The sequence below is a fragment of the Azospirillum sp. UENF 211521 genome (assembly GCF_058780535.1).
On sequence record NZ_JBSNCF010000004.1, the window covers coordinates 141,031 to 164,484 of the forward strand.

The following is a 23,454-nucleotide window of genomic DNA, read 5'->3' on the forward strand; positions in this document are numbered from 1 at the left end:
ATGAAATACGCGACCCAACGCATCGCCTATTGGTACTTCGCCTGCGCGATGGCCCTGTTCGTCGTCCAGGTGCTGGTCGGCTCGCTCGCCGGGACCGTCTACGTCCTGCCGAACTTCCTGTCCGAGATCCTGCCCTTCAACATCCTGCGCATGATCCACACCAACGCGCTGATCGTGTGGCTCCTGCTCGGCTTCTTCGGCTCGGCCTACTACCTGATCCCGGAGGAGGCGGAGCGCGACATTGAGAGCCCGGCGCTCGCCTACGCCCAATTGGCCATCCTGATGGTCGGCGCGCTGGGCGCGGTGGTCGGCTACACGCTGGGCATCCACGAGGGGCGTGAGTTCCTCGAACAGCCGCTGTGGGTGAAGATCGGCATCGTCGTCGCGGCGTTGATCTTCCTCTACAACGTCTCGCTGACCGTGATCAAAGGCCGCAGGACGGCGATCACCAACGTCCTCCTGCTCGGGTTGTGGGGGATCGCGGTCTTCTTCCTGTTCGCCTTCTACAACCCGACCAACCTCGCGCTGGACAAGCTGTACTGGTGGTACGTCGTTCATCTGTGGGTCGAGGGCGTGTGGGAGCTGGTGATGGCCTCGGTCCTCGCCTTCCTGGTCATCAAGATGACCGGCGTCGACCGCGAGGTCGTGGAGAAGTGGCTCTACGCCATCGTCGGCCTCGCCCTGTTCTCTGGCCTGCTGGGCACCGGGCACCATTATTACTGGATTGGTGCTCCGGGTTATTGGCAGTGGATCGGCTCGCTGTTCTCCACGCTGGAGGTCGCGCCCTTCTTCGCCATGGTCGTGTTCGCCTTCACCATGGCCTGGAAGGGGCGGCGCGACCATCCGAACAAGGCCGCCTTCCTGTGGACGCTCGGCACCCCGGTGATGGCCTTCTTCGGTGCTGGCGTGTGGGGCTTCATGCACACGCTGTCCTGGGTCAACTACTACAGCCACGGCACCCAGGTCACCGCGGCGCACGGGCACCTTGCCTTCTTCGGGGCCTACGTGATGCTGAACCTCGCGATCATCAGCTACGCCCTGCCGAGCCTGCGCGGCCGCGCGCCCTACAACCAGGTGCTCAACATGTGGAGCTTCTGGATCATGACCTCGGCCATGGCCTTCATGACCTTCACGCTGACCTTCGCGGGCGTCGTGCAGGTCCACCTGCAGCGCGTGCTGGGCATGACCTACATGGAGGTCCAGGAGCAGCTGGCCTTGTTCTACTGGATGCGCCTGGGTTCCGGCATCTTCGTGGTCATCTCGGTGCTCATGTTCGTCTATGCGATGTTCGGACCGGCGCGTGAGCGGGTGCCCGCGCGCACCCAACCCTCCGTCGCGCCGGCCGAGTGATGGCGGAGGAGGCCTCCTCCCAGCATGGGACGGCGGGCGGCGCCGTCCCCTTCTACGCTCCCACTGGCAACGAGGTGGCGTTGTTCGAGCACGCCCACCGCAACCGTCTGCCGCTGTTGCTCAAGGGGCCGACCGGCTGCGGGAAGACCCGCTTCGTCGCACACATGGCCGCAAGGCTGGGGCGTCCGCTCCACACGGTGTCCTGCCACGACGACCTGACCGCCGCCGACCTGACCGGCCGCTACCTGCTCAAGGGTGGCGACACGGTCTGGACCGACGGCCCGCTGACCCGCTCGGTGCGCGAAGGCGCGATCTGCTACCTCGACGAGGTGGTCGAGGCGCGCAAGGACGTCACCGTGGTGCTGCACCCGCTGACCGACGACCGCCGCCTGCTGCCCCTGGAGCGCACCGGCGAACTGCTGGAGGCTCCGCCGTCGTTCATGCTGGTCGTCTCCTACAACCCCAGCTACCAGAATATCCTGAAATCGCTGAAGCCCAGCACGCGCCAGCGCTTCGTCGCCATCGAGTTCGGCTTCCCGAAGCCCGATGCCGAAACCGGGATCGTCGCCCAGGAAAGTGGGTTGCCCGCCGACCGGGTCGCTCCGCTGGTGCAGCTTGGCAACGCCCTGCGCGCGCTCAAGGGGCAGGATCTCGAGGAAGGAGTGTCGACCCGGCTGTTGGTGTACTGCGCCTCGTTGATCCGCGATGGCATGCCTCGCGACGAGGCGATCCTGGCGTCGATGATCGAGCCGCTCACCGACGACCCGGAGGTCAAGAAGGCGTTGCTTCGGGTCGCCGAACTCACGCTGGGATGATCGCATGGCCTCGATTTGGGAACCCGAGGAGTTCGTCGGAGCCCTGTGGCACCGTTTGGTCGGTGACGCCGCGTCCTACCCGCGTCATCCCCAGGCTGCGGTCCGCCTCGACGAGATGCGCGCGCGCCTCGGCGTGCTGTTCCGGGCACTCGGCGGCCCCGGCGCCGTGCGCATCGCCGGCACCTCCGCCGAAACGTCCGGGCATCGTCTCGGCCTGAAGCAGCGTCTCGGTCTCGGGACGGAAAAGCTGGAACGCGCCCGCTACGACGGCGTCACCCTCCAGCTTCCCGACCGCGTCGATGTCTTCCCCTCCCGCGAGGACAACGCGGCGCTCTACGAATGGCTCGCCATTTTTTTCGTCCAGGCCGAACCGCCTCCGGCGATGCCCGACGACCCGCTGCAGGCCGACCTCGTCCGCCTGCGTTCGGCCCGTCGGGCCACGCAACGGGCGCTCGATGAATGGCCGGGTCTGCGCCCGCTGCACGTCCGGCTCTGCCAAGCCATGCGCGCGGCCCGGCCCAAACGGCGGCTGCCCGGACAGGAGGCCGCCGTCGAGGCACTCGTCGGAACGCTCATCGGCAGCGGCGGCCCAGCCGATCCGGACCTGCTGGCCGCGGTCACCGACGCGACGGTCCCGCTCGACCGCTTCCGCGCCGCCTCCGGCTATCGGCCCTTCCTGCCGGTGCCGCTGTGGGGCGAGGTGTCCGCACCACCGGAGGGCGCCGCTTCGCCCGAGAGCGATGAGGAGGGCGGCGCCGGGGCCGAAGGGGACGGCAAGCGCCGCAGGGCCAAGCGCCGCGACAACGACCAGACCCGGCGCGACGACCCGCTGATGCTGAACCGCTTCGAGAAGATTCTCGGGCTGGCGGAGATGGTCAATCTCAATCGCAAGGTTGAGGACGACGACGAGGAAAGCGCGCGCAAGGCCGCGGAGGACCTGGACGAGATCTCGGTGGGTCAGCACGAGCGCAAGGCGGCGACCAAGCTCAAGCTCGACCTCGATCTGGCCTCCGAGGACGCCGACGTCGCGCCATTGCGGGCGGAAATCACCTATCCCGAGTGGGACAGGAAACGCCGTCTCTATCATCCCGACCATTGCCGCGTGATCGCCGAGCCGGCCGCGCTGGAGGGGGAGGAGTGGCGGCCCGACGACAACACGCTGCGCCGCATCAGCTTGGTCCGCCGCCAGTTCGAGGCGATGCGGCCACGCCGCCAGGTGATGACCGGGCAGCCCGACGGTGATGAACTCGACCTGTCGGCTCTGGTCCGCTCGGTCGCCGACCGGCGCGCGGGCGGCATCGGCTCGGATCGGGTCTACACGGCGGTGCGCAACGTCGCCCGCGACCTGTCGGTGTGCGTGCTGGTCGACGTCTCGCTGTCCACCGACAGCTGCATCGAGGACCGGCGCGTGCTCGACGTCGAGAAGGAGGCTCTGCTGGCGTTGACGCACGGGCTGACCGCCTGCGGCGACGAGCACGCCATCCTCACCTTCACCTCGCACCGGCGCCACCGGGTGGACATGCGCACCGTGAAGGACTTCGAGGAGCGGTTGGACGCCCGCGTCGTGCGCCGCATCCAGGCGCTCAAGCCGGGCAGCTACACACGCATGGGAGCGGCGCTGCGCCACGCGACGGCCCTTCTCAAGGACCGCCCGCACACACACCGGCTGCTTCTGGTGCTGACGGACGGCAAACCGAACGACACGGACCATTACGAGGGCCGCTACGCCATCGAGGACACGCGCGTGGCGGTGCAGGAGGCGCGCCGCGCCGGACTGCGGCTGTTCGGCGTCACGGTGGACGAGAAGGGGCGCGATTACCTGCCCTACATCTTCGGCCCCGGCGCCTACGCCATCTTCCCGCACGCCGCCCGCCTGCCCGCGGCGCTGCCCGCCATCTACCGCCAGCTGACCGGCTGAACGCTCAAGAAACAGGAGGCATCATGCTCAGGATCATCCTTGCCGCCATCCTCGGAGCCGTCCTGGTGTCCGGCTCACCGTGGGCGCAGGTCAACATCCGGCCGGACACCACGCCCCGCCTGCCGCCGCAGCCGGGACAGTCCCTGCCCGTCGAGGATGCGCTTTTCCTCAAGGAGGCGGCCGCGGCCAGCCAAGGGCAGGCGGAACTCGGGCGTCTCGCGGCGGAGAAGGGGGCGGACGACGCGTTCAAGAACCTGGCCAAAGGAATCGCGGAAACCCACGCCACCTTGGGTGAGTCCCTGAAGCGGCTCTCGTCGGCCCGCCCCCTGCCGCCGGCCGACCAGTTGAAGCCGGAGCGCGCCGACGCCTTCGGTGCCGCCGGGGCGGTGACCAACCCGGCGAACGCCCAGGAGGGCATGACGCAGGACGCCGTCAAGGCGCTGTCCGGGGCGTCGGGCGACGCCTTCGCCAAGGGCTACATTGAGGCGCAGCTTCGCATTCATGACCGCATCGTCGACCTCTACCAGACCGAGGCGTCGAACACGCCGGACCGCGAGCTTGCCACCTTCGCGATCACCAGTCTGGTGTCCATCCAGAAGGACCGCGACGCCCTGCGGCAGATGGCCGGCCGCTTCGGGATCAGCGCTCCGGCCACGGGCCAGCCGGTCCAGTATGGCGATCCGACCAAGGCCCGTTGAGGCCGGCGGCCGCCATAGCGAACGGTGCGCCTCCGGTGACCGGGCAGTTTTCGTGCGTTTGCCCCTGGGCAAAGACGGCGACAACGCCTCACGTCATGATCCCCTCCGGTCATCATTCCAAGGACAAGCGAGGCGGACATGACGGAGACGCAACCACAGCCGGCGGCGCTGCTCGGAACCCAGGTTGCCGAGGGGGACGGAGCTGGAGATCTCGTGTTTGACGCTGCGATCGTGGGGTCGCTCCTCGGCCTCGAACCGGGCGCCTTCATGGAAGAACTGAAGAAGGGCATGGTCCATCAGGTTCATGAACAGGGAACGGGTGTGGACCATGGTCGGAGGCGGGTGACCTTCCGCTACCGGGCACGGCAATCAGTGCTGGTTCTGGACGCGCAGGGCCATGCACTTCATGTTGCATGAGGTTGAGGTGGATGCCGAAGAGACCCGCTGGCCGTCGGCTTCACGGTGGGCGTCCCCTGACGATGCCGGGGCGGGTCAGTAATCCCGATCCGGGTGATCGGACCAGTCGCCCAGATTCATCACGGCGACAGCCATCGCCACACCGCCGAACGTTCCGCAAACCGAGCCGAAGAGCAGGATGAAACCGATCAGCCAGTAGTCGGAGCCAAGGAGCAGTGTACGGAGACTGGCGACATCCAGCGCGAGAAGGCCGAGGCAAACGACAACGCCGGCCACGACCCCAATCGCCAGATGGGTCAATAGGAATGACACCAGATTATGCTTCTGCAAGAAAGCGGAGCGCCGTGGATTTCGAGGCATTACAGTGACTCCCTGCAGAGCAAAGGCGCATGGTGGCAATTGGAAGGCAGCATGCGCCGCGCCCTTGACGGTCCCCCTGAACTGAATCGGCGCACGCCCTGAAACCTCATACGGCAAGCAGTTCGTCCGCTGGGCCAAAGAACTCGTAATGGATGCTGCCCAATGGCACGCCCCGGCCGGCGAGGCCGCCGACCATAGCGCGCAGGAACGGTCGAGGGCCACACAGATAGTAGGCCGCCTCCTGCGTCGGGGTGTTGGCCACGATCCAATCCATGCTGATGAAACCTCGCTCATCGTAGTCGCGCCCCTGAACGTCGGCCGGGTCAGGGGCGTTGTAATAGGTGCGCAGCGTGATGTTGCGAGCCTGAGCGGCCAGTGCCCGGGAATGATCGCGCATCGCGTGAACGCGGCCGTTTTCGGCGCCATGGATGTACCAGGTCGGCCGGCCATCGCCGGAACCGGCAATGGTCTCCAGCATGCTCATCATCGGGGTCAACCCCACCCCACCGCTCAGCAGCACGACCGGCCCGGCGGAAGCCTCGTCGAGGAAGAATTCGCCGGCCGGGGGCGCCACCTTCAGCACCGTGCCCGGCTTGGCGTGATCGTGCAGCCAGTTGGATGCCAGCCCCGCCGGCCTGCCCGAGCCCTCCTCCCGCTTGACGCTGATGCGGTAGGACCGGGAATCCGGAGCGGAGGAGATGGAATAGTTGCGCTTCAGCACACCGGCTCCCGGCACATCCAGCGCAAAGGTCAGATACTGACCGGGGCGGTGGCGGATCACACCGCGCCCGTCTGCCGGAACCAGGATGAAGGAGCGGATGATGTCGCTCTCCGGCGTCACGCTCTCCACCGTGAAGTCGCGCCAGCCGTTCCATCCGCCCGGCGCCGCGGCGAGCCCGGCGTAGACGCTGGCCTCCCGCGCTTTGAGCACGTCCGCCAGAAACCAATAGGCCTCGCCCCAGGCGTCGAGCACCTCGTCGGTCGCGGCGTCGCCCAGCACGTCCTTGATTGCGCCCAGCAGGGCATCGGCGACATAGGGGTAATGTTCGGGCAGGATGTTCAGCCCGACATGCTTCTGCGTGATCCGCTCCACCCGCGAGGCCAGCACACCCAGGTTGTCGATGTTGCGGCCATAGGCGATGATCGCCGCCGTCAGCGCCTTGGACTGCGACCCGGTCTCGCCATGATGGGATTGATTGAACAGGTCGCGGATTTCCGGGGTGCGGAACAATCGCTGATACATGCGGTCGGTGACCGCGGTGCCGCCTTTCTCCAGGGCGGGAACCGTGGCCTTGACGATGTCGATGGTTCGGTTGCTGAGAGCCTCCGCCATGAATTGTCTCCGTGCTGCCATGGCGATTCAACCCTCCGCCAATTCAACCGGTTCCGGCGGTTTCTCCGGAACCGGGCCGACCTCCATAGGTTGTGATCGCGCAGGCATCGGCAGCCGATGGCGCTGTAGTTCCTACTGCGGAAGCGGCTTCCATGCGCTATATTTCGGTCTACGAAGCGCTCGTCCGCTTCTTCACGCCAAGGACTGTTGGCGTGACGAACCGCCTGGGAACCGTGGCTGATGCCCGCTGCCGACACCGATGCCCTGCAACCGTCCGTCCTGCGCGACGCCGACCATCTGACGGCGCTCGTCGATCTCAACGAACGCCTGTTCTTTGCCCATGACCTGCCGGCCGTGATCTCCATCCTCCGGACGGCCGCGCGCCGCCTGACCGGCGCCGACGGCGTCACCATCGTGCTGCGCGATGGCGACCTGTGCCATTACGTTGAGGAGAACGCGATCAGCCCGCTGTGGAAGGGCCAGCGGTTTCCCATGGGCACGTGCATCTCGGGCTGGGCCATGCTGACCGGGCAACCGGCGATCATTCCGGACATCTACGCCGATTCGCGCATTCCACACGAAGCCTATCGCCCCACCTTCGTGCGCAGCCTCGTCATGGTGCCGGTCGGCGCGCCAGAGCCCATCGCCGCCATCGGTGCGTACTGGGCAGCGCGGCACACGCCCGACACGGGCACCGTCACCCTCCTGTTGGCGATCGCCCGATCGGCGGCCCTGGCGCTGTCCAACGTCCGCCTGCTTGAATCGTTGCAGGAGGCGGCCGAAGCCGCACGGACGCAGGCCAAGGAACTGGCGCGGGCCAACACGGCGCGCACCCGGCTCCTTGCGACGTTGAACCATGACTTGCGCCAACCGGTCCATGCCCTGACCCTTGCCACCCACGCCCTGTCGTCCCGGGTCACACCCCGCGGGGAAATCTACGTGTCGACGATGAAGCACTGCCTGGGCGTTGTGAAGCGACTGATGGATGGCGTGCAGGACTTGGTGGGCATGGACGACGGCACGATCGCCGTCCGGATCGAAGACGTCCCATTGGACGACCTGATGACACACGCCACGGCGACGTTCCAACTGGCCGCCGAAGCCAAGGGGCTCGACTGGCGTATAGAAGGGTGCGGCCGCCGGATGACGGTGCGCACGGACCGGCTGCTTGCGTCGCGAATCCTCCACAACCTCATCGACAACGCCATCAAATACACCGACCACGGGGAAATCCGGATCGTGTGCCGCACCGACGACGACAGGGTGTGGGTCGACGTCTGCGACACCGGCCGTGGCATCCCGGAGAATTCCCTGGCCGACATTTTCGAAGAGTTCTACCGCATCGAAGCCGGAGATGAGGTCGTTGGCCTGGGCCTTGGCCTGTTCATCGTGAAGACGCTGGCGGATCACCTCGGCTATCCGATCACGGTGGAATCCCGCCCAGGGGTGGGCACAACGATCAGCGTCGCCTTGCCAGTGGCTGGTTCTGTCGCACGTCCATAGGCGGGCGAGCGAGAGCCCTTGCCCGAGGGGGCACCGTGACCAGCGTCAGCGGCCAGCCACGAACCCGCTCGAGGAGGTATCGCAGAAATGCTGCTGGATGGCCGCGATGGCGCTCATGTTTGCAAGGAGAGCTGCGACGCAGTCCGGATCGAACTTCCGGGCCGCCTGCTCCCAAAGGAAAGCCGCCGCGGCCTCGTTCGTCCACGCTCCCTTGTAGGGACGTTCCGACGTGAGCGCGTCGAACACGTCGGCGACCGCGACAATGCGCGCTTCCAGTAGAATGGCCACGCGGAAAGGCCGTTGGGATATTCCTAGGACGCGCTTGGCGGCATGATTGATGGGCATGCCCTTGCCGTGCTCAAAGCGAAGGCGTTTCCACAACGGCATGATACGAGCAGGATGGCCTTTGCCGAACCCGGTGCGGACCGAACCAACTCAGCGATGAGGGCGGGTCAGCTGCCGAGAAGCTCCTGCACGGCGGCAAGGAGTTGATTGGAGGCAACGGGTTTGCGGAGGAATGCCACACCGAGGTCCGTGGCGTGGCGTTCGCTATCCGACCCCATATCCCCGGTCAGAATGATGCTGGGTATCGGATGGCCAGCCTGTGCGCGGATGAAGGCAACGGCGTCCGTTCCGACTTCGCCTCCACGCAGTCGGTAATCCGCGACGACGAGGTCCGGCGCACGCGGCATGTCTCGCAGACCTTCGAGAGCCTGCGCCGCGGACCCGGCGATGACGACCTCGTAGCCCCACTCCATGAACAATGTCCGCAACCCGGAGAGCACGATCACGTCGTCATCGATCAGAACAGCCAAACGCCTTTGCCCGTCGGCCATTACAACCGGCTTGGGCCGGGGTGGACTTGTCCCCGTGGCACCCGCAAGGGGGACGTCGACCGCAAAGGTCGATCCACGCCCCGGTTCGGAGCGCACGGTCACCGGGTGATCAAGCAGTTGGGAGAGCCGCTGTACGATGGCCAGCCCCAGGCCCAACCCTTGGCTCCGGTCGCGTTCCGGGTTGTTGACCTGATGGAACTCTTCGAACACCCGACCCATCTGCTCGGCGGATATGCCGATTCCACTGTCGTGAACCTGGATGCTTACGCGGTCGGGAGCGATGTCGCAGACGACCCGCACATAGCCTTCAGGGGTGTAGCGCAAAGCATTCTCGACCAGATTGCGCAATATGCGACCGAGCAGCACCGGATCGCTTCGCACCGCCAGAGCTGGTCCGGGGTCGGTGACATGGAGTTCCAGACCCTTGCTCGCCGCGATCGGTGAATAAGCGGCTCGCATCTCATCCAGCAACGACGCAAGCGGCATGTCACGGACCTGAGGCACAATCGTTCCGACATCCAAGCGAGAAACGTCGAGCAGGCTGTCAAGCAGAGCCTTCAACGTGTCCAAGGCACGCTCCAAGGCCATCAGCGACCGGCGGCTCCGGTCCTCGCGGACATGAGACTGCAAAACGCCGGCGAACAGCAAAGCCGACTGGAGCGGTTGCCGCAAATCGTGGCTGGCGGCGGCCAGGAATCTGGACTTGGACTGGTTGGCTTCATCGGCCAGAGTTCTTGGCATCCCGCAGAGCCTGCTCCATCGCCCGACGGTCGGTGACGTCCATGTTCATGCCGCTCAGGCGGACTGGACGACCGCTGCCATCATGTTCCGCCCGTCCCACTCCCAGTAACCAGCAGACCCCCTTTTCCGGATGCGAGATGCGAAACTCCGCCTGGTAATCCGGCCGCCTGCCTTCGAGCACGTCCTGCACGGCCTGCCGCAACACCGGGTGATCGTCCGCAACAACCAGGTCATAGAACGCGGGTTCACTGGGGTGGAAGGTCGTCGGATCGACGCCCAACAGACGGTACATGCCGTCCGACCAAGTCACGACGCCAGTGCGGAGATCGAGATCCCACAGACCAGCGTTTGCGGCGTTCAAGGCAATGGCGAGATTCCTCTCGCTCCGCTGCAAGGCCGTTGCCACGGACTTGCGCTCGGTGATGTCGATGTTCAGGCCGCTCATGCGCAACGGCGTGCCGTCCGTGTCGTAATGGACGCGCCCGGTGGATAATACCCATCGGACCGCCCCATCCGGGAGCATGATGCGGTATTCCAGTGCGAGATAGGGCTTCCGTTCGCTGAAGAGCTGCGCCTGAGCCGCGGCAGTGACGGCTTCGACATCGTCCGGTCTCACTGTACGAAGCCAGGATTCCAAGCAGGGAGCATCGCTCTCCGGGTCCAAGCCGAACAGGCGATAACTGCCCTCCGACCAGTGCCCGCGCCCGGTGCGCAAATCCCAGTCGAAACTGCCGGCCTGAGCCGACTGCAGGGCCAAGCTGAGGCGTTCGTTGCTTGCCCGAAGCTCCTCTTCGGCCATCGTCCGTCGGGAAATGTCCAAAAGATGGACGGTCAGGCCCCTCGGGGTGGGAAACGCTCGGAGCCAGAACCAGCGGCCGGTCTGCGGACCGCGGAATTCGACGTCCACCGGAACCCGTTCGGTCATGGACCTGTGCAACTCATCCGCCAACTGGCCTTCGGCGAGTTCGGGAAAGGCGTCCCACAGCCGCATGCCGAGCAGGTCGCGGCCTTGAGCGACCAGAGTCCTGGCCATGTCGTTGAGTTCGAGGAATCGCCAGTCCCGATCGAACTCGATGACGCCATCCACGGTGTTGGCCAGCAACACGCTGACTTTGCGGGCGGAGTGTTGGGCCTCTTCGCGCACTCTCAGGAAGCGGCGTATACCCCACAGGGCGCCGAGGCCCGTGGTCAGGAGCAGCCCAAGAAAGATGGCCACGGTCCAGAAGGTTGCGGTGTGGATGGGACGCATCGCCGTCGCTTTGTCGAGCCCGACGTGCAGATACAGGCCCCGGGCACCCGACGTTGCTGGTGAATAGGCAAACACCCGTGGCCGACCGTCCATCCCCGCCAATTCAACCACACCTTTGGTCGCCTCGCGCAACAAAGGACCGAACGGTTCCGGCAACAAGCGGCCGGCCAGTTCCGGTGCGTCAGGGATGGTTGCGAGAACCGTTCCGTCACGGTCGGCGACAAGGAGACAGGTGTTGTCCGGCAAAGATTCCTGCGTGAGGGACTCCCGCAGCCAAGCGGTGTCGAGAAGTGCCGCAATCACTCCATGGTAACCTCCATCCTCCCGGCGATGGGCACGGGCGAAGGGAATGGCGGTTTGTCCCGTGATCGGCGATCGCATGGACTGGCCTGTGACGATGCCATCGGTGCTCGCCGCATCCTGGAGGAGCCGACCTGCAATCACCCGCCCCACCGTCTTGGAGTCTGTCGAGCACCATACGGCACCGTTCGCGTCGGAAATTTCCATTGCCATGTAGCTCGGATACTTGGCCCTGATCCGGGACATGACCCCCTGGCAGGCCGTGGCGTCCATACGCCCCACCCCCGCTTCGGTAAGAGCGAACAGGATGTGATGGATGTCCTGTATGATCCGTCTTTGTTCCGCGTCCACAAGGTCGAGAAAGTGGCTGGCATCCTGTCGAAGCTCGGCCTCACGGGCCGTATGAAGCTGCATGATCGGAAAGAGCTCGAACGCCAGCAACGGAGCAGCGATGAGCAGGAGGAATGACAGCAGGCGGTTGGCTTTTTTACGAGGCGCTCGCTTCTGTAAGGACTTCAGCAATTCCTGTCTCCAAGGGCCGCCCTTTTCTTCCTTGGAGCATTATACAAAAATACGCCGGTATGTGATCAGATAAAAACACCACCATCCTAAAGGATAGATATCGACATATGCCTTGAGGCAGAGCTGTCAGTGCTGTTAAAAAAGCCACTTCAACTTCTTTCCCACACTCCGTCCGGAAGAACGCCTCTCTGTGGAAATCAACCTTCACTACCGCAAGCTCGCAGAACTTTTTTGAGCAATTGTTTTGCTTTCCAGCGCTGGATTATATTTCCATGGCGCACTACCATCTCGGCGTAATTCTTCGCCATAGATGAAAAACACAGAATGCCTTCTTTTTGAGCAGCCTCGTCGGTGCATGCATACTGAGCCTGACGGAGGCATAAGTAAGCGGTCCGGCACCCATCGAGCGCTATGCTTGGCGGATAATCGACCATCGTGCCGAGCCTCGTAAAAGCAATATTGAACAAATTTTGCGCAAGATAACCGGGGCGATGGCGAACGATTCAGCGTGATTCGCGTTTTCAGATGAATGACCTCATGATTGCTACCTCTTGAGCTGCAAGGTTGGTCATCGCCCTGCCGCGAACCGCTCGTCATGAGGAGCTGCCTGTGAAGGCGCCCATTCAACTCCGGCGCATCGGGTGGTTCCCGCGAAAGAGCGTCGTATGATCAGACCATGGGCACCAAGCGGTGGTCCGGCCAGGACTCGGACTCAAGAGCTACCACACCGCTCGGCAAACCATCGCCGGCGAACAGATCGTCGCCATGGTCCGTTACGGGCAGGTCGCCGCCGCTCCCATCAACAACATTCCGGCCCCGTCGGCCTTCATCGAGGACCTGTTCGGCGCGATCACCTGAAGGCGCCGATACCACGGTCCCGCGTGCCCACTATACGATGTGCGACCGAATCCGATGAAGTCCAGCTGCTTTTGACGACGATCAAGGCTACCCGTTCTCCACGCTCGCAGCATTCATATCGCGCGCGAACCACCAACGGATCCGACGGAAGCGACAGTGCCAATGAATGAAGCCCAAAGCGGACTGCTGATCGTCTCTCCACTGCTGATCGGCATGGTTGTGCTGCTGTATCGCCAGGGTGTCATGACGCGAAGCGGCGCGGTGCTCGCCGCGCTGGCTTCAGTCGGCACGGTAGCGTGGCTATTCTTTACTCAGTAAATTGTGTCCGCCTTCGAGGTGGCAACGTCAGGAGGGATGGTGGTTGCCCTCGTCAGAACGCAAACACCGCCGATGGCACCGACCATGATGGCTGGCGCAGTTCGGCCACGGATGCCGATAGATCGGGGGATCAAGCGGCCAGCGGCGACCTCAACCCAGGCAGTGAAGGCCTGGGTGAACCGCGCCGGGTTTCCCAGAGGCCCCGTTTCTTGAGAGACTGGGGTCATCATGACGAAAGCGGCATCACGCAAATACGCTCCTGAAGTCCGCGAACGCGCGGTGCGGATGGTGTTCGAGCACGCGGGGGATCACGCCTCGCAGTGGGCGGCGATCAGTTCGATCGCGGCGAAGATCGGCTGCACGGCGGAGACACTGCGCGGCTGGGTCCGGCAGGCCGAGCGTGACCAGGGCAAGCGGCCGGGGCCGACGACGGACGAACAGGAGCGGATCAAGGCGCTGGAGCGCGAGAACCGGGAACTGCGCCAGGCGAACGAGATCCTGCGCAAGGCGTCGGCCTATTTTGCCCAGGCGGAGCTCGACCGCCCGTTCAAGAAATGATCGCCTTCATCGACGCGCACCGCGCCGTCCACGGGGTCGAGCCGATCTGCAAGGTATTGCCGATCGCCCCGTCCACCTACTACGCCCATGCCGCCCGGACGGTCGATCCGGCCAAGGCGCCGGCCCGCTCGCGAAGCGACGCGGAGCTGAGCGTGGCTATCCGACGGGTCTGGGATGCGAACTTCCAGGTCTATGGGGTACGCAAAGTCTGGCGGCAGTTGCGGCGGGAGGGCCTCGACGTGGCACGCTGCACGGTGGCTCGCCTGATGCGGCGCATGGGGCTGCGGGGCGTTACGCGCGGCAAGGCGGTGCGGACGACGCTCAGCGACCGGGCGACTCCCTGTCCGCTTGACCGGGTGAACCGCCAGTTCCAGGCGCCCCGCCCGAATGCCTTGTGGGTGGCTGATTTTACGTACGTTGCCACATGGCAGGGCTTCGTCTACGTGGCCTTCGTCATCGACACGTTTGCCCGCCGCATCGTGGGCTGGCGGGTGTCGCGCACCGCCCACACCGGCTTCGTGCTGGATGCCCTGGAGCAGGCACTCCACGATCGCCGGCCGGCCAAGGGCAGCGGCCTCATCCACCATAGCGACCGTGGGGCGCAATATGTGGCCATCAAGTACACCGAGCGTCTCACCGACGTCGGCGTCGAGCCCTCCGTGGGCAGCGTCGGCGATTCCTACGACAACGCCTTGGCCGAGACCATCAACGGCCTCTACAAGACCGAGGTGATCCGCCGCCGCGGACCCTGGCGCACCCTGGAAGCCGTCGAGTTCGCCACCCTGGAATGGGTGGACTGGTTCAACCACCGGCGTCTGCTCGAACCCATCGGCAACATTCCCCCCGCTGAGGCCGAAGCGCGCTACTATGCTCAAACCGAGGACGTCGCCATGGCGGCGTGACTCAACCAAATCGGCCTCTGGGAAACCCGGCGCGGTTCACTCCTCTCGCAACAGAGAAGTCTGTGCACCAACGCTCAAGGCCGTCAACTCAGGGGAAAGCAGATCAGTCCTATTCATTCTCGGAGAACCAAGGGGGTGCACAATGGTTCCTGGAAGAAAGCGCACTCGGTTAACGCTCAGTATGCGCAGCGGATTTTACAGAAAGCATAGCCCCGTGTTCAGGGCCCGCTCTCATAAGCCGGGCAAACAGATCAGTTCTGTATCATGCCGGTGGCTCCCACGCGCTCGCCGGCCAGACGGTGGACATGCCGGACATCCCGGCGGACAAGTTGGATTGAGGTGGACCGTACTCTGACCGTCGCGGCTGAGCCGTCTTGTTCTAGCGGATAGGTTGATCGGGAAATGGTTCTGGCTGCCTACTTAATTTCCACGCTCTAATCTACTGATATATGGAAGCATTCTGGCGTCATTCTTCTGGATATCAAGCAATGGAGGAACGCTATGTCTGCATTCGTCCGAGTGTTTGTTAAGGGTTCAAGATTCGGAAATGCTGCAAAAATGGAATTAATGACTGATCGCGTTCCATTTCAAGGAGACTATATCCATATAGGAGGCAAAAATATCGCAAAGGTAAATTCTGTCATTTTGTTCGGTAACAATGAAGAGTTTGCTGCGTATGTGTATGCAGATCATGATCCCGATGATTTTCCAGATGGAGCGCAATAGGCGATCGTTCGCTCAACGATTAGCTTTGTATCCCATCCCAGCCGCCCGGCCCCCGCCGAGGCGGCTTTTTTCGTGCCCGAAGGAGGGGCATCCCCATGCTGCCACTGCCCATCCCCATCATCTCTGCCCTGGCCCCGGTGCTGAGGGCACGCTTTTGACGGCATACCGGGTTTCACCGGCGGGAAACGCTCCCATCTCTACGGCACCCGGTCACGGCGGGGAAAGGAATCCCCAGCCCCAGCAGAGAAGGGAACCATGAGCAACCTGAGCAAAGTTCTCGGTGTCATCTTGGCCAATGGATTGGCCGGCCGCACCGGCCGGGGACCAGCCTTTGCCGCTGCGCTGCCTCTGGTCCTTGGCAAGAAAGGCAAAAAGAAGAAGAAGGGCTATTACCACCATGGCTACGGCGTTCCGCAGGCGCCGGCTGGTGGCATGGGCTTGTTCCAGAAGGCGGGGCTCGCGTCTCTCGCCTACCTCGCTTACAAGGCGTATCAGGACAACCAGAAGCGCTCCACCGCCGCCGGGCATCCTTCGGCCCAGCCGAGCGGACCGGTAGGCGGCGGGGGCTTGAGTGGCATTCTCGACCGATTCGGCCTCGGAGGGGCGCTGGGCGGTGTTCTGGGCGGCGCGGCGGCGGGAGGGGCCGTCGGCGGCCTCGGCGACCGTCTGGCCAACGTTCTGCGTAGTGGCACGCCGGAGCCTGACCTCGGTGACGCAAGGGCGCTTCTGTTGATCCGCGCCATGATCGCGGCGGCAAATGCCGATGGCCGCATCTCGATCAATGAGCAGCGGCGGATACTCGACAGCCTCGACGCAGCCCAAGCCGAACCGGAAGACCGTCGGATCGTCGAAGCCGAGTTGCGCACGCCGCGACCCATGGATGAAATCATCCGTGAAGTCCGCGACCCTGAGACAGCCGAGCAGGTCTATCTTGCCTCCGAATTAGCGGTGCGCGGCGGCAACGACGTCGATCGCCAGTATCTTGCCTACCTTGCCTCTCGTCTCGGCCTGACCGACGCGCGCCGTCGCGAACTCGACTCGATGATCTGATGTTCTGACCGACGCAGGCCATCGATCTCCCCAGTACACAGATCGGCCGTCAGCAAAAACACGATGTGATCCCGTTGTGGTACTGGGGCTCGGGCACGCCAAGCTCTGATGACCTGCGCATCTGAACAGGATGCGCCTGACGCGCCACCCTGACAATCACCCCGCCGCCCGGCCCCGCCGAGGCGGCTTTTTTCATGCCCGAAGGAGGGGCGCCCATCGTGCTGCCACTGCTCATCCCGATCCTCACCGCCCTGGCCCCGGTGCTGCTGCCCGAGGTCGCCAAGGCCGCACTCGGCGGCGGCGAGACCGCCCAGAAGGTCGGCGAGGCCGCGGTGTCCGTCGTCTCCGCCGTGACCGGCGTGCCGATCAGCGCCCCGGCGGATGCCGAGCGCGCCGTCGCCGCGGTGCAGGACGATCCCGCCAAGCTGGCCGAGCTGTACCGCCAGCAGGGCGATCAGGTCGTGGCGCTGCTCCGGCTGGACAACGAGGACCGAGCCGACGCCCGCGCGCAGACCGTCGAGCTGGCGAAGGCCGGCAGCCGCATCTCCTGGGACGCCCCGGTGGTCTCGGTGATCGTGCTGGTTGCCTTCGGCTACGTGCTCCAGCTCGTCCTGACCCATTCCATCCCGCCGGGGCAGGAAACCACCGTCTCGATCATGCTCGGCGCCCTGACCACCATGGCCTCGGCGGTGGTGTCCTATTGGGTCGGCTCCAGCGCCGGCAGCGCGGCCAAGGATAAGCTGCTGCGGAAGTGAGGGACTCGCCGTGATCGTTCCTTACCGCTCCGACATCGCCGGGGCCGCTGGGTTCGTCCCAGGGGGCCCGGCTGTTCGCGTTCCCGGGTCGGCCACTTCGTCACAGCGACTTGCGGAAGAACACGACGCGTTCCGTCTCTTCAAAGCCGAGCGCGGCGTGCATGCGTCGGGACACATCATTCCCGATGTCCGCGTCGGAAGCGAACTCCGAACAGCCCTTCTCCTTCCCCCAACCTTCGACGGCCTGGATGAGCAGGCGGGCGATGCCGCATTTCCGCTGTTCCGCCCGCACGTAGATCCCTTCCAGGAACGCGACAGGTGAGGTCTCGCATCCATTCACATAGTCCCGACGCAACGAGGCCTCTGCAAAGCCCACAGCTACCCCACCCTCGTTCCGAACGATGAAAGCGACCGCTCGATCCGGAACACTGAGGTCATCAGCGGCTTCGGTGCGGTGGGTCTCGATCGACGCCTCCGGCCAGAGTTCCCACCGCAACGCGACCAAATCATCAAGCGTTTCGTGCGTGCATCGCTCGATGCGCATCCGGCGCTCCCTTCCTTTGCCCATCATCCAGTCGGGTGATTTGCGAAGCGATGATACGGCCTTCAAGGCGTACAATGTCTATTGGGTTTCGCTACACGAAAGTGCGCAAAATGGCTGGGATGGGGGAACGCGGCATGACCGTGAGCTCCGCCACGCTCCAGCGCTCCTTTCTGCGCCCTTTCGCGATAGCACTCAGCACTCCTTGTCACCTTCTGCCCAGCGCCGGAGTTGGGCGAAGTCAGCTTTCAGCCTTTGTCCTTCAACGTTGACTTCGCTGCCACGCGGCGTATTGCGGATCATTAGGTATCCGATTCTCAGGGGGATTGTGCTGTCGATGACAAAATTTTTCGCACCGTCTGGTAGCTCCTGAACATCCATCGGCCCCTGATCCAAGAACTCTTTCCGGCATGCGGTGATCATGGTCTTAAGCCGAAGAACAATGAGGGTCGGCTCATCCGCAACTAGAAACCACGGCGCTCTGGGATGGATAAGAGTTGCAGTCGCCATTCGCGGCGGCTCTGCACAAGCGGACAGCGCTAAAGCTGTAAATACGGGAAGGGCCGGGTGGAATTTTGAGCGTACACGTTTGGCAACACCGACGACAAAATCAATCATTACGCGCCTTTTTGCGACAGCACCAGGGCGGGAAATCCCGAGCCTCCATCTGCCCCTGATCCAAGAAATCTTTAGCTCGCACCGAAGCCGGGATGATAGGAAACCTCGCCTCTTGGGAGATCTTCTGTGAATCCCAAGCACTGGAAGTACTCCGGTGGGACATCGGCGTACCGTAGGCGAGGGTCGCTCCTGAACCCGAACCGGCTGTAATAGCCAGGGTCTCCGAGCACCACGCACCCTTGCGCCCCAATGTGCTGGAGAAGTTCCAAACCTTTGTGGATCAATGCTTGGCCGATGCCTTTCCGTTGCTGATCCGGTTGAACGGAGACTGGGCCCAGGCCATACCATCCGTTCGACCCATCGCTGATTGTAACAGCGGAAAAGGCGACATGACCGACGACGCCACTGTCTTGGACGGCAACTAACGAAATAGTCAATGCGCCAGCGTCCCTCAGGGCATCGACAATCGCAGCTTCGGTCTGACTGCTGTAAAGCATATCCCTGAATGCGGCGGTTGTCAGGCTTCGGATCTCATCCACTTCTTCAGGAAGTTCTGCACGAATTTGCACGGTTTCGCTCCGATGATTGTTCAATTTGCTCGACGGACTCTAACTCAGGGTGAAGGAGGTTCAGGGGAGCATGTCAGCACCAACTCCCTCAAGCGTCGTTCTGACACATAATACACCCTTCCATCTTCCCTTCGACCTGGCGGACTTCGGCCCCGCCGCCGCCAACTTGCCTGACTTCCAAGCTCCTTATCCGCATCGCCATGTTCGCGCCCTTTCGCGACAGCGCCTGGGTGGGCGCGAGGCCGCCCCATTCCACTCGTTGATCAGTCAGCTCGGTGACATCTCGGCCATCAGGGGCCGGATTTGTGCGATGACTTGGTCGACATGCGGCCGCACCCGCAGCACAAGATCACTCCAGTCCTCCCGCTCCTCGCCAAGATACGCCGCTCGCGCGTGCGCAAGAACTCGCTGGTGTTCTTCAGGCAAACGCGCGAGTGCCCAATCGGCCGCTTGATCCTTCGGGCGGATCTCGCCGGACGCGAGTGTCGTCCAAATCCGCGCGAGGGTCAGCAGCCCGTTTCGTCTGTCGTCCCCCTCTTCGATCCCCGGAATCAGGATCGGGACCATATCCACCATGGCTCTGACAAGATCTGCGCGCGGCACCGGATCGAGAACAGCGGTAACGGGTGGGCCGAAAAGCGGCACTGCCCCGCAATGCGCTGTCTCGATCAATACGGCGACGTCGGGATCTGGGGATGGCCATTCGGGCACATCACCCCGCTCGAGTTGGGCGCGCATCCATTCGCCATACTGCAGCTCAAGGCCGCCAGGGTAGCGCCAAGGGATGAGGGCCGGGCGGGCGAGGACGGTGAGTTCGATTGGACGGCCCGGCCCACCGACAGCTGCGCTTCCCGAAATCGGCAAAAGCCGACGGATGATCGCAGCGCGCTCATCGTCCGACAGCGATCGATCACTGACGACAAGGATATCGAGATCGCTATTGGGGCGCAGGCCTCCTGCAACCGCCGAACCGTAGAGATACGCGGCTACGGCAACGCCGCCGAGAACGTCTCGAACAATCGCCGTAGCGGCAGCTACCTGCTCGCACGATCGTGGTTCATGCGCGAGGGATGGTGCCCTTGTGGTCAATATGTCATCCATCTGGCGCCCTTTCGCGACAGCAGTCCCAACATGTGCTCCAGCCGCAGAACACGGCCACGTTTCGCGTCACGCGGCGTGGCGCGCCACCACCGCGGCCACCAGCTCGGGGTCGGACTCGATCACGAACAGCAGGGTCCGCGTGGCGGCGTCGGGCTGGGAGCGGCCTTGCTCCCAGTCGCGCAGCGTGCCCAGCGGAAAGCCGAAGCGGTCGGCGAAGGCCCGCTGCGATAGGTTGAGCTTGGCGCGGATGCCGCGCACCGAGACGCCGCCGGGCGGGTGGATCACGCGCAGCGCCTCCGCCGGCGCGTCGGACAGGTCCGCCGGCGCGTCGGGGTTGGCAGCGATCTGGCGGGCGATGTCGGCGTCGGTCATCGCGTCGATGCGCGCCCAGTCCACCGCCGCCAGGGCGGCGGCGCGCTGCGCGTCGGTCAGCTTGTGGTCAGCCATAGCGTTTCACCTCGCGTGAGTTGGCCTTGCGCATCGAAATCAGGTGCCGCCAGCCGCAGCGCGGGGTGTAGCAGGCGACGAACAGGCGGCCGTTGATGTAGCCGAAGGCGTTGATGCGCGTCTCGCCGTAGGCGTGGCGGGTGTCGGGGACTTCGACGGTCAGGCCCTCGAACAGCAGCGCGGCAGCGGCGAAGCCGATCCCGTGCTTCTCGATGTTGGTCCCGTTCTTGGCGTCGTCCCAGCAGAACATCCTGGCCCCCTGTTGATGTCCTTACAGTACGGAATTTCCGTACTGTAAGCAAGGGGAAAGATACGGAACCTCCGTACGGCACCAAGGGCTCAACGTCGCCCTTTCGCTTCACAAACGCCACGGAATCTATGGCGCCTCCCCGATGAGGTCGAGGCCGTTGTGCTCATCGATGGCGTCGGCCTGCAGCGTATCCTGGTCGATGCGGCGTTGACCCAGCCAGCGGACGGCACGCCGCGCCGCGATTGGTGTGCCCGTTGACACGGCAGCGTTTTGAATCCGGAGCCGGCTGACGCGGCTCCGTCCGGTCGAGTTCGATGCGAACCCGGCCCATTATTCCGCAATGGCCGCACCGCGGACCCGGCCCCAACCGACGCAGTGCCGCATCGGGGGCTTCGGCGGCAAAATCGGACGGCACCGCTCCGCTGGTGAACGTCGCGATGTGCTGTCCATGCAGCGCCCAACCCGCGGCGACGCGGAACGGTCATTTGTCCGTTGTGCTTCTCCGATCATTTGGGGAGCATGGGGCTGCCGCTCCCCGGAGGCCCCATGCACCACGACACGCTGCTCTGCCTCGACATCGAGACGATGCCGGACCGCCAGATCCTTCCGGCGGACTGGCCGGCGGAGAAGTTCCCGCCGCCGCATTGCCACCAGATCGTGGCGATCAGCTTCGTCGAGGCGGCCATCGACCGGTCGTCCGGGGTGGAGCGCTACCGCGTCACCGAATGCCGCTCCGGGCACCGTCAACTTGTCGAACGCCGGGCAGAGCGAGGGCGGCGGGCGGCAACCGTCTGCGGATTACGCCGCCAGTGGTGCGCCGGCGACTTCGGCCCAGACCTGGCACGCCTGGGCGCGGGCCTTCCGATAGTCAGTGACGGAACTGTGGTCGCGGCGGAGATGAAACAGGTTGGCGATCGGGTCGTGAATGGCGAGGAAACGCTGGACCTGGGCGGGGTCTTTGAAGCGCTTTCTTTGCCGATCGCGCCGACGAGTGGGTTGGTGGGAATTCTCGACCCGGTTGTTCAGTCCCTTGTGCTGGCGGTGCTCCACCCCCGGCATGATCGCCCGCTTGGCGGCGTAGGCCTTCAGCTTGTCGGTGATCAGCACCCGCGGCGCCCGGCCCTGCTTCTTCAGCAGCTTGCGCAGCAAACGCTTGGCCGCCCTGGTATCGCGCCGGCTCTGGACCAGCACGTCGAGCACGAAGCCGTCCTGATCGACGGCCTGCCACAGGTGATGTTTGCGGCCGCCGATGGTCAGGACCACCTCGTCGAGGTGCCACTTGTCGCCCCGACGCGGCGCCCGTCGGCGCAACCGGGTGGCGATCTCGGGGCCGAACTTCCGAGCCCACTGGCGCACCGTCTCGTAGCTCACGGTGATGCCGCGCGCCGCCAGCAGTTCCTCGACCATCCGCAGGCTGAGCGGAAAGCGGAAGTATAGCCAAACCGCCGTCGCAATGATCTCGGCGGGATAGCGGTAGCCGGCGTAGCGGGGATCGGGGCGCGTCGTCATGCCGTCCCATACCCCGCACGGCCCGCCCCGGCAACTGGGTGGTCAGCAAGTTGACGGTGCCATGCACCACGCTGGCGTCTGGCCCAAGCCGCCGCGGCCCTCGGCATCACGGTTCGGCCGGTCGCCCGCGGCCGTGACGGGCTGTTCATCCCCACGGAGATCGCTTGGGTGGTGGAGCGCTCCTTCAGCTGGATCACCCGCTACCGCCGATTGAACACCATCTTCGAGCGGACGAAGGAGCACCTCGTCGCGTTCGTGGAAATCGCCTTCATCTCAATCCTCTCACGCCGTCTGAAGCGGCTCGTCACTTAGGCAGCCCCCGCGTGACGTCCACAAACAGCCCCTCAAAAAAGAGAACGCCGCTACTCATGGTCACCGACTGGCGGCATGGAGACCACCATATCGACCCAAATGCTTCCACCCGTGGTCATGTGGTCGTGCATGTGCCGGCGCGCGGCCTCGCCATCCCCTTCCAGGATCGCTTTCACGAAAAGATCGTGTTCCGTGTAGGACTTCAAAGGGCGTGCGGTGTGCTGGAACGGATACTGGCGGTAGATGCGCAAGCGGCTGCGAATGAGTTTCGCCTGATGCTCCAGATGTTCGTTCCGGCTTCCGGCATAAATCAACTCATGCAGTTCGCGATTGAGATTGTCGTAAGCCTCGATGTCGCTGGCCTCGGCGGCGGCGCGGCTCGCCTCGTGCACTTCCAGAAGACGCTTGCGCCCGGCGATTCCCATGCGGCGGGCGGCAAGGCTGGCGGCCAGGGATTCCAGTTCGACCAGAACCTCCATCATGCCGACGAGTTGCTTGGCGGACATCCGCAATACGGAGGCGCCGGCTCCCGGCTTTATCGTGACCAGGCCGCTCGAGCCAAGCTGGGACAGCACCTCGCGCACTGGCGTCCGTGACACGCCGAACCGTTCGGCCAAAGCTCGTTCGTCCAGGCGCTCGCCGGGCGCGATGATCCCGCCCAGAATTTCCTGTTCGAGCACCTGCCGCATTTCCGTTACGCGGCTTGGCTTTTCCGCCTGCATGGCATGATCCGTTGGCAAATCGGGATCGGTCAACAGTATAGCGCCCGCTGGTCGACGTCAATGTTATGGTATGCCAAAACTCTGTTTTGGTCGACCGAACGGCTACAGGTGGCGGAGACATTAGGCCGGAGCGCCCCTTCATTCAGCAGAGGTTTTATTGCGTTTCTCAACGCGTA

At 64.2% G+C, this 23,454-nt stretch carries 26 protein-coding genes and 1 other annotated feature; of the genes, 13 read left to right on the top strand and 13 right to left on the bottom strand.

The genetic code is table 11. The features are described 5' to 3' along the window. The 5 genes from ACWPN5_RS28990 (at position 1) to ACWPN5_RS29010 (ending at position 5,198) form a co-directional block, all read left to right on the top strand. Positions 1–1,350 carry a cbb3-type cytochrome c oxidase subunit I gene (locus ACWPN5_RS28990; RefSeq protein ID WP_492298900.1) on the top strand — a complete coding sequence of 450 codons (1,350 nt, stop codon included), beginning with the start codon at positions 1–3 and terminating at the stop codon, positions 1,348–1,350. Then, complete coding sequence (locus ACWPN5_RS28995; RefSeq protein ID WP_492298902.1) at positions 1,350–2,165, top strand: CbbQ/NirQ/NorQ/GpvN family protein; 816 nt, start codon at positions 1,350–1,352, stop codon at positions 2,163–2,165. Before ACWPN5_RS28990 ends, ACWPN5_RS28995 begins: the two co-directional genes overlap by 1 nt. Positions 2,166–2,169: 4 nt before the next feature. Continuing rightward, positions 2,170–4,083: a nitric oxide reductase activation protein NorD gene (locus ACWPN5_RS29000; RefSeq protein ID WP_492298904.1), complete on the top strand. Its 1,914-nt coding sequence runs from the start codon at positions 2,170–2,172 to the stop codon at positions 4,081–4,083. A 23-nt stretch (positions 4,084–4,106) separates the two neighbouring features. Then, positions 4,107–4,781, top strand: a complete 675-nt coding sequence (locus tag ACWPN5_RS29005; RefSeq protein WP_492298905.1) for a DUF4142 domain-containing protein — start codon at positions 4,107–4,109, stop codon at positions 4,779–4,781. Positions 4,782–4,919: 138 nt separating this feature from the next. Further along, positions 4,920–5,198: a DUF6522 family protein gene (locus tag ACWPN5_RS29010; RefSeq protein ID WP_492298907.1), complete on the top strand. Its 279-nt coding sequence runs from the start codon at positions 4,920–4,922 to the stop codon at positions 5,196–5,198. 75 nt (positions 5,199–5,273) lie between these two features. Here the strand turns inward: ACWPN5_RS29010 and ACWPN5_RS29015 are convergent, their stop codons facing one another. Both ACWPN5_RS29015 and hmpA read right to left on the bottom strand, forming a co-directional pair. Continuing rightward, positions 5,274–5,498 (bottom strand): hypothetical protein, encoded by a 225-nt coding sequence (locus ACWPN5_RS29015; protein WP_247874577.1) that lies wholly within the window; start codon positions 5,496–5,498, stop codon positions 5,274–5,276. Positions 5,499–5,664: 166 nt separating this feature from the next. Continuing rightward, complete coding sequence (hmpA, locus tag ACWPN5_RS29020) at positions 5,665–6,891, bottom strand: NO-inducible flavohemoprotein (RefSeq protein WP_492298908.1); 1,227 nt, start codon at positions 6,889–6,891, stop codon at positions 5,665–5,667. Positions 6,892–7,131: 240 nt separating this feature from the next. Between hmpA and ACWPN5_RS29025 the strand changes: the two genes are divergently transcribed. Beyond that, positions 7,132–8,394, top strand: coding sequence for a sensor histidine kinase (locus ACWPN5_RS29025; protein WP_492298909.1), 1,263 nt, complete (start codon positions 7,132–7,134; stop codon positions 8,392–8,394). Between the two features lie 45 nt (positions 8,395–8,439). Here ACWPN5_RS29025 and ACWPN5_RS29030 read toward each other — a convergent pair whose 3' ends face one another. From ACWPN5_RS29030 to ACWPN5_RS29040, 3 genes are all read right to left on the bottom strand, one after another. Next, a complete protein-coding gene (locus ACWPN5_RS29030) occupies positions 8,440–8,739 on the bottom strand; it encodes an HD-GYP domain-containing protein (RefSeq protein WP_492298910.1) in 300 nt (99 codons plus the stop codon). A gap of 107 nt (positions 8,740–8,846) precedes the next feature. Next, the gene (locus ACWPN5_RS29035; protein ID WP_492298912.1) at positions 8,847–9,971 is read right to left on the bottom strand and encodes an ATP-binding response regulator; all 1,125 of its coding nucleotides are present in this window, start codon (positions 9,969–9,971) and stop codon (positions 8,847–8,849) included. After that, positions 9,949–12,042, bottom strand: a complete 2,094-nt coding sequence (locus ACWPN5_RS29040; protein ID WP_492298914.1) for a PAS domain-containing protein — start codon at positions 12,040–12,042, stop codon at positions 9,949–9,951. The genes ACWPN5_RS29035 and ACWPN5_RS29040 overlap by 23 nt, the downstream gene beginning before the upstream one ends. A 690-nt stretch (positions 12,043–12,732) precedes the next feature. On the opposite strand from ACWPN5_RS29040, the gene ACWPN5_RS29045 reads away from it, so the two are divergent. From ACWPN5_RS29045 to ACWPN5_RS29070, 6 genes are all read left to right on the top strand, one after another. Continuing rightward, a complete protein-coding gene (locus tag ACWPN5_RS29045; protein ID WP_492298916.1) occupies positions 12,733–12,900 on the top strand; it encodes a hypothetical protein in 168 nt (55 codons plus the stop codon). A 162-nt stretch (positions 12,901–13,062) separates the two neighbouring features. After that, a complete protein-coding gene (locus ACWPN5_RS29050) occupies positions 13,063–13,218 on the top strand; it encodes a hypothetical protein (RefSeq protein ID WP_492298917.1) in 156 nt (51 codons plus the stop codon). Between the two features lie 228 nt (positions 13,219–13,446). Beyond that, positions 13,447–14,678 (top strand): IS3 family transposase gene (locus ACWPN5_RS29055; RefSeq protein WP_492295000.1). Its coding sequence is split into 2 segments (ribosomal slippage): positions 13,447–13,738 and positions 13,738–14,678, totalling 1,233 coding nucleotides; the frame shifts between segments, so codons are not numbered across the junction. Further along, positions 13,731–13,847, top strand: a sequence feature (AL1L pseudoknot). It overlaps the preceding gene by 117 nt. Positions 14,679–15,179: 501 nt before the next feature. Beyond that, positions 15,180–15,404 (top strand): hypothetical protein, encoded by a 225-nt coding sequence (locus tag ACWPN5_RS29060; protein WP_492298918.1) that lies wholly within the window; start codon positions 15,180–15,182, stop codon positions 15,402–15,404. Between the two features lie 255 nt (positions 15,405–15,659). Beyond that, positions 15,660–16,454, top strand: coding sequence for a tellurite resistance TerB family protein (locus tag ACWPN5_RS29065; RefSeq protein WP_492298920.1), 795 nt, complete (start codon positions 15,660–15,662; stop codon positions 16,452–16,454). 218 nt (positions 16,455–16,672) lie between these two features. Further along, positions 16,673–17,209 (top strand): hypothetical protein, encoded by a 537-nt coding sequence (locus ACWPN5_RS29070; RefSeq protein ID WP_492298922.1) that lies wholly within the window; start codon positions 16,673–16,675, stop codon positions 17,207–17,209. A 100-nt stretch (positions 17,210–17,309) separates the two neighbouring features. Here ACWPN5_RS29070 and aac(6') read toward each other — a convergent pair whose 3' ends face one another. The 7 genes from aac(6') to ACWPN5_RS29105 form a co-directional block, all read right to left on the bottom strand. After that, entirely contained in the window at positions 17,310–17,753 is a 444-nt protein-coding gene (aac(6'), locus tag ACWPN5_RS29075) for an aminoglycoside 6'-N-acetyltransferase (RefSeq protein WP_492298923.1), read from the bottom strand. Between the two features lie 192 nt (positions 17,754–17,945). After that, the gene (locus tag ACWPN5_RS29080; protein WP_492298924.1) at positions 17,946–18,368 is read right to left on the bottom strand and encodes a hypothetical protein; all 423 of its coding nucleotides are present in this window, start codon (positions 18,366–18,368) and stop codon (positions 17,946–17,948) included. 71 nt (positions 18,369–18,439) lie between these two features. Continuing rightward, positions 18,440–18,937, bottom strand: coding sequence for a GNAT family N-acetyltransferase (locus tag ACWPN5_RS29085; protein ID WP_492298926.1), 498 nt, complete (start codon positions 18,935–18,937; stop codon positions 18,440–18,442). 267 nt (positions 18,938–19,204) lie between these two features. After that, positions 19,205–20,038, bottom strand: coding sequence for an aminoglycoside adenylyltransferase family protein (locus ACWPN5_RS29090; RefSeq protein WP_492298928.1), 834 nt, complete (start codon positions 20,036–20,038; stop codon positions 19,205–19,207). A 66-nt stretch (positions 20,039–20,104) separates the two neighbouring features. Next, positions 20,105–20,485, bottom strand: a complete 381-nt coding sequence (locus tag ACWPN5_RS29095; RefSeq protein WP_407826107.1) for a helix-turn-helix domain-containing protein — start codon at positions 20,483–20,485, stop codon at positions 20,105–20,107. Continuing rightward, complete coding sequence (locus ACWPN5_RS29100) at positions 20,478–20,735, bottom strand: BrnT family toxin (RefSeq protein ID WP_492298930.1); 258 nt, start codon at positions 20,733–20,735, stop codon at positions 20,478–20,480. The genes ACWPN5_RS29095 and ACWPN5_RS29100 overlap by 8 nt, the downstream gene beginning before the upstream one ends. A gap of 798 nt (positions 20,736–21,533) precedes the next feature. Next, complete coding sequence (locus tag ACWPN5_RS29105) at positions 21,534–22,244, bottom strand: IS6 family transposase (RefSeq protein WP_492298932.1); 711 nt, start codon at positions 22,242–22,244, stop codon at positions 21,534–21,536. 168 nt (positions 22,245–22,412) lie between these two features. Here ACWPN5_RS29105 and ACWPN5_RS29110 point away from each other — a divergent pair, with 168 nt between their 5' ends. After that, positions 22,413–22,556: a hypothetical protein gene (locus ACWPN5_RS29110; protein ID WP_492298933.1), complete on the top strand. Its 144-nt coding sequence runs from the start codon at positions 22,413–22,415 to the stop codon at positions 22,554–22,556. Between the two features lie 50 nt (positions 22,557–22,606). Here ACWPN5_RS29110 and ACWPN5_RS29115 read toward each other — a convergent pair whose 3' ends face one another. Then, entirely contained in the window at positions 22,607–23,311 is a 705-nt protein-coding gene (locus ACWPN5_RS29115; RefSeq protein WP_492298935.1) for a GntR family transcriptional regulator, read from the bottom strand. Positions 23,312–23,454: the final 143 nt, after the last annotated feature.

Coding starts and splice junctions, on each gene's coding strand:
- ACWPN5_RS28990 (WP_492298900.1), top strand. CDS start 1: ATGAAATACGCGACCCAACGCATCGCCTATTGGTACTTCGCCTGCGCG.
- ACWPN5_RS28995 (WP_492298902.1), top strand. CDS start 1,350: ATGGCGGAGGAGGCCTCCTCCCAGCATGGGACGGCGGGCGGCGCCGTC.
- ACWPN5_RS29000 (WP_492298904.1), top strand. CDS start 2,170: ATGGCCTCGATTTGGGAACCCGAGGAGTTCGTCGGAGCCCTGTGGCAC.
- ACWPN5_RS29005 (WP_492298905.1), top strand. CDS start 4,107: ATGCTCAGGATCATCCTTGCCGCCATCCTCGGAGCCGTCCTGGTGTCC.
- ACWPN5_RS29010 (WP_492298907.1), top strand. CDS start 4,920: ATGACGGAGACGCAACCACAGCCGGCGGCGCTGCTCGGAACCCAGGTT.
- hmpA (WP_492298908.1), bottom strand. CDS start 6,891: ATGGCGGAGGCTCTCAGCAACCGAACCATCGACATCGTCAAGGCCACG.
- ACWPN5_RS29025 (WP_492298909.1), top strand. CDS start 7,132: ATGCCCGCTGCCGACACCGATGCCCTGCAACCGTCCGTCCTGCGCGAC.
- ACWPN5_RS29030 (WP_492298910.1), bottom strand. CDS start 8,739: ATGCCCATCAATCATGCCGCCAAGCGCGTCCTAGGAATATCCCAACGG.
- ACWPN5_RS29035 (WP_492298912.1), bottom strand. CDS start 9,971: ATGCCAAGAACTCTGGCCGATGAAGCCAACCAGTCCAAGTCCAGATTC.
- ACWPN5_RS29050 (WP_492298917.1), top strand. CDS start 13,063: ATGAATGAAGCCCAAAGCGGACTGCTGATCGTCTCTCCACTGCTGATC.
- ACWPN5_RS29060 (WP_492298918.1), top strand. CDS start 15,180: ATGTCTGCATTCGTCCGAGTGTTTGTTAAGGGTTCAAGATTCGGAAAT.
- ACWPN5_RS29065 (WP_492298920.1), top strand. CDS start 15,660: ATGAGCAACCTGAGCAAAGTTCTCGGTGTCATCTTGGCCAATGGATTG.
- ACWPN5_RS29080 (WP_492298924.1), bottom strand. CDS start 18,368: ATGATTGATTTTGTCGTCGGTGTTGCCAAACGTGTACGCTCAAAATTC.
- ACWPN5_RS29090 (WP_492298928.1), bottom strand. CDS start 20,038: ATGGATGACATATTGACCACAAGGGCACCATCCCTCGCGCATGAACCA.
- ACWPN5_RS29095 (WP_407826107.1), bottom strand. CDS start 20,485: ATGGCTGACCACAAGCTGACCGACGCGCAGCGCGCCGCCGCCCTGGCG.
- ACWPN5_RS29100 (WP_492298930.1), bottom strand. CDS start 20,735: ATGTTCTGCTGGGACGACGCCAAGAACGGGACCAACATCGAGAAGCAC.
- ACWPN5_RS29105 (WP_492298932.1), bottom strand. CDS start 22,244: ATGACGACGCGCCCCGATCCCCGCTACGCCGGCTACCGCTATCCCGCC.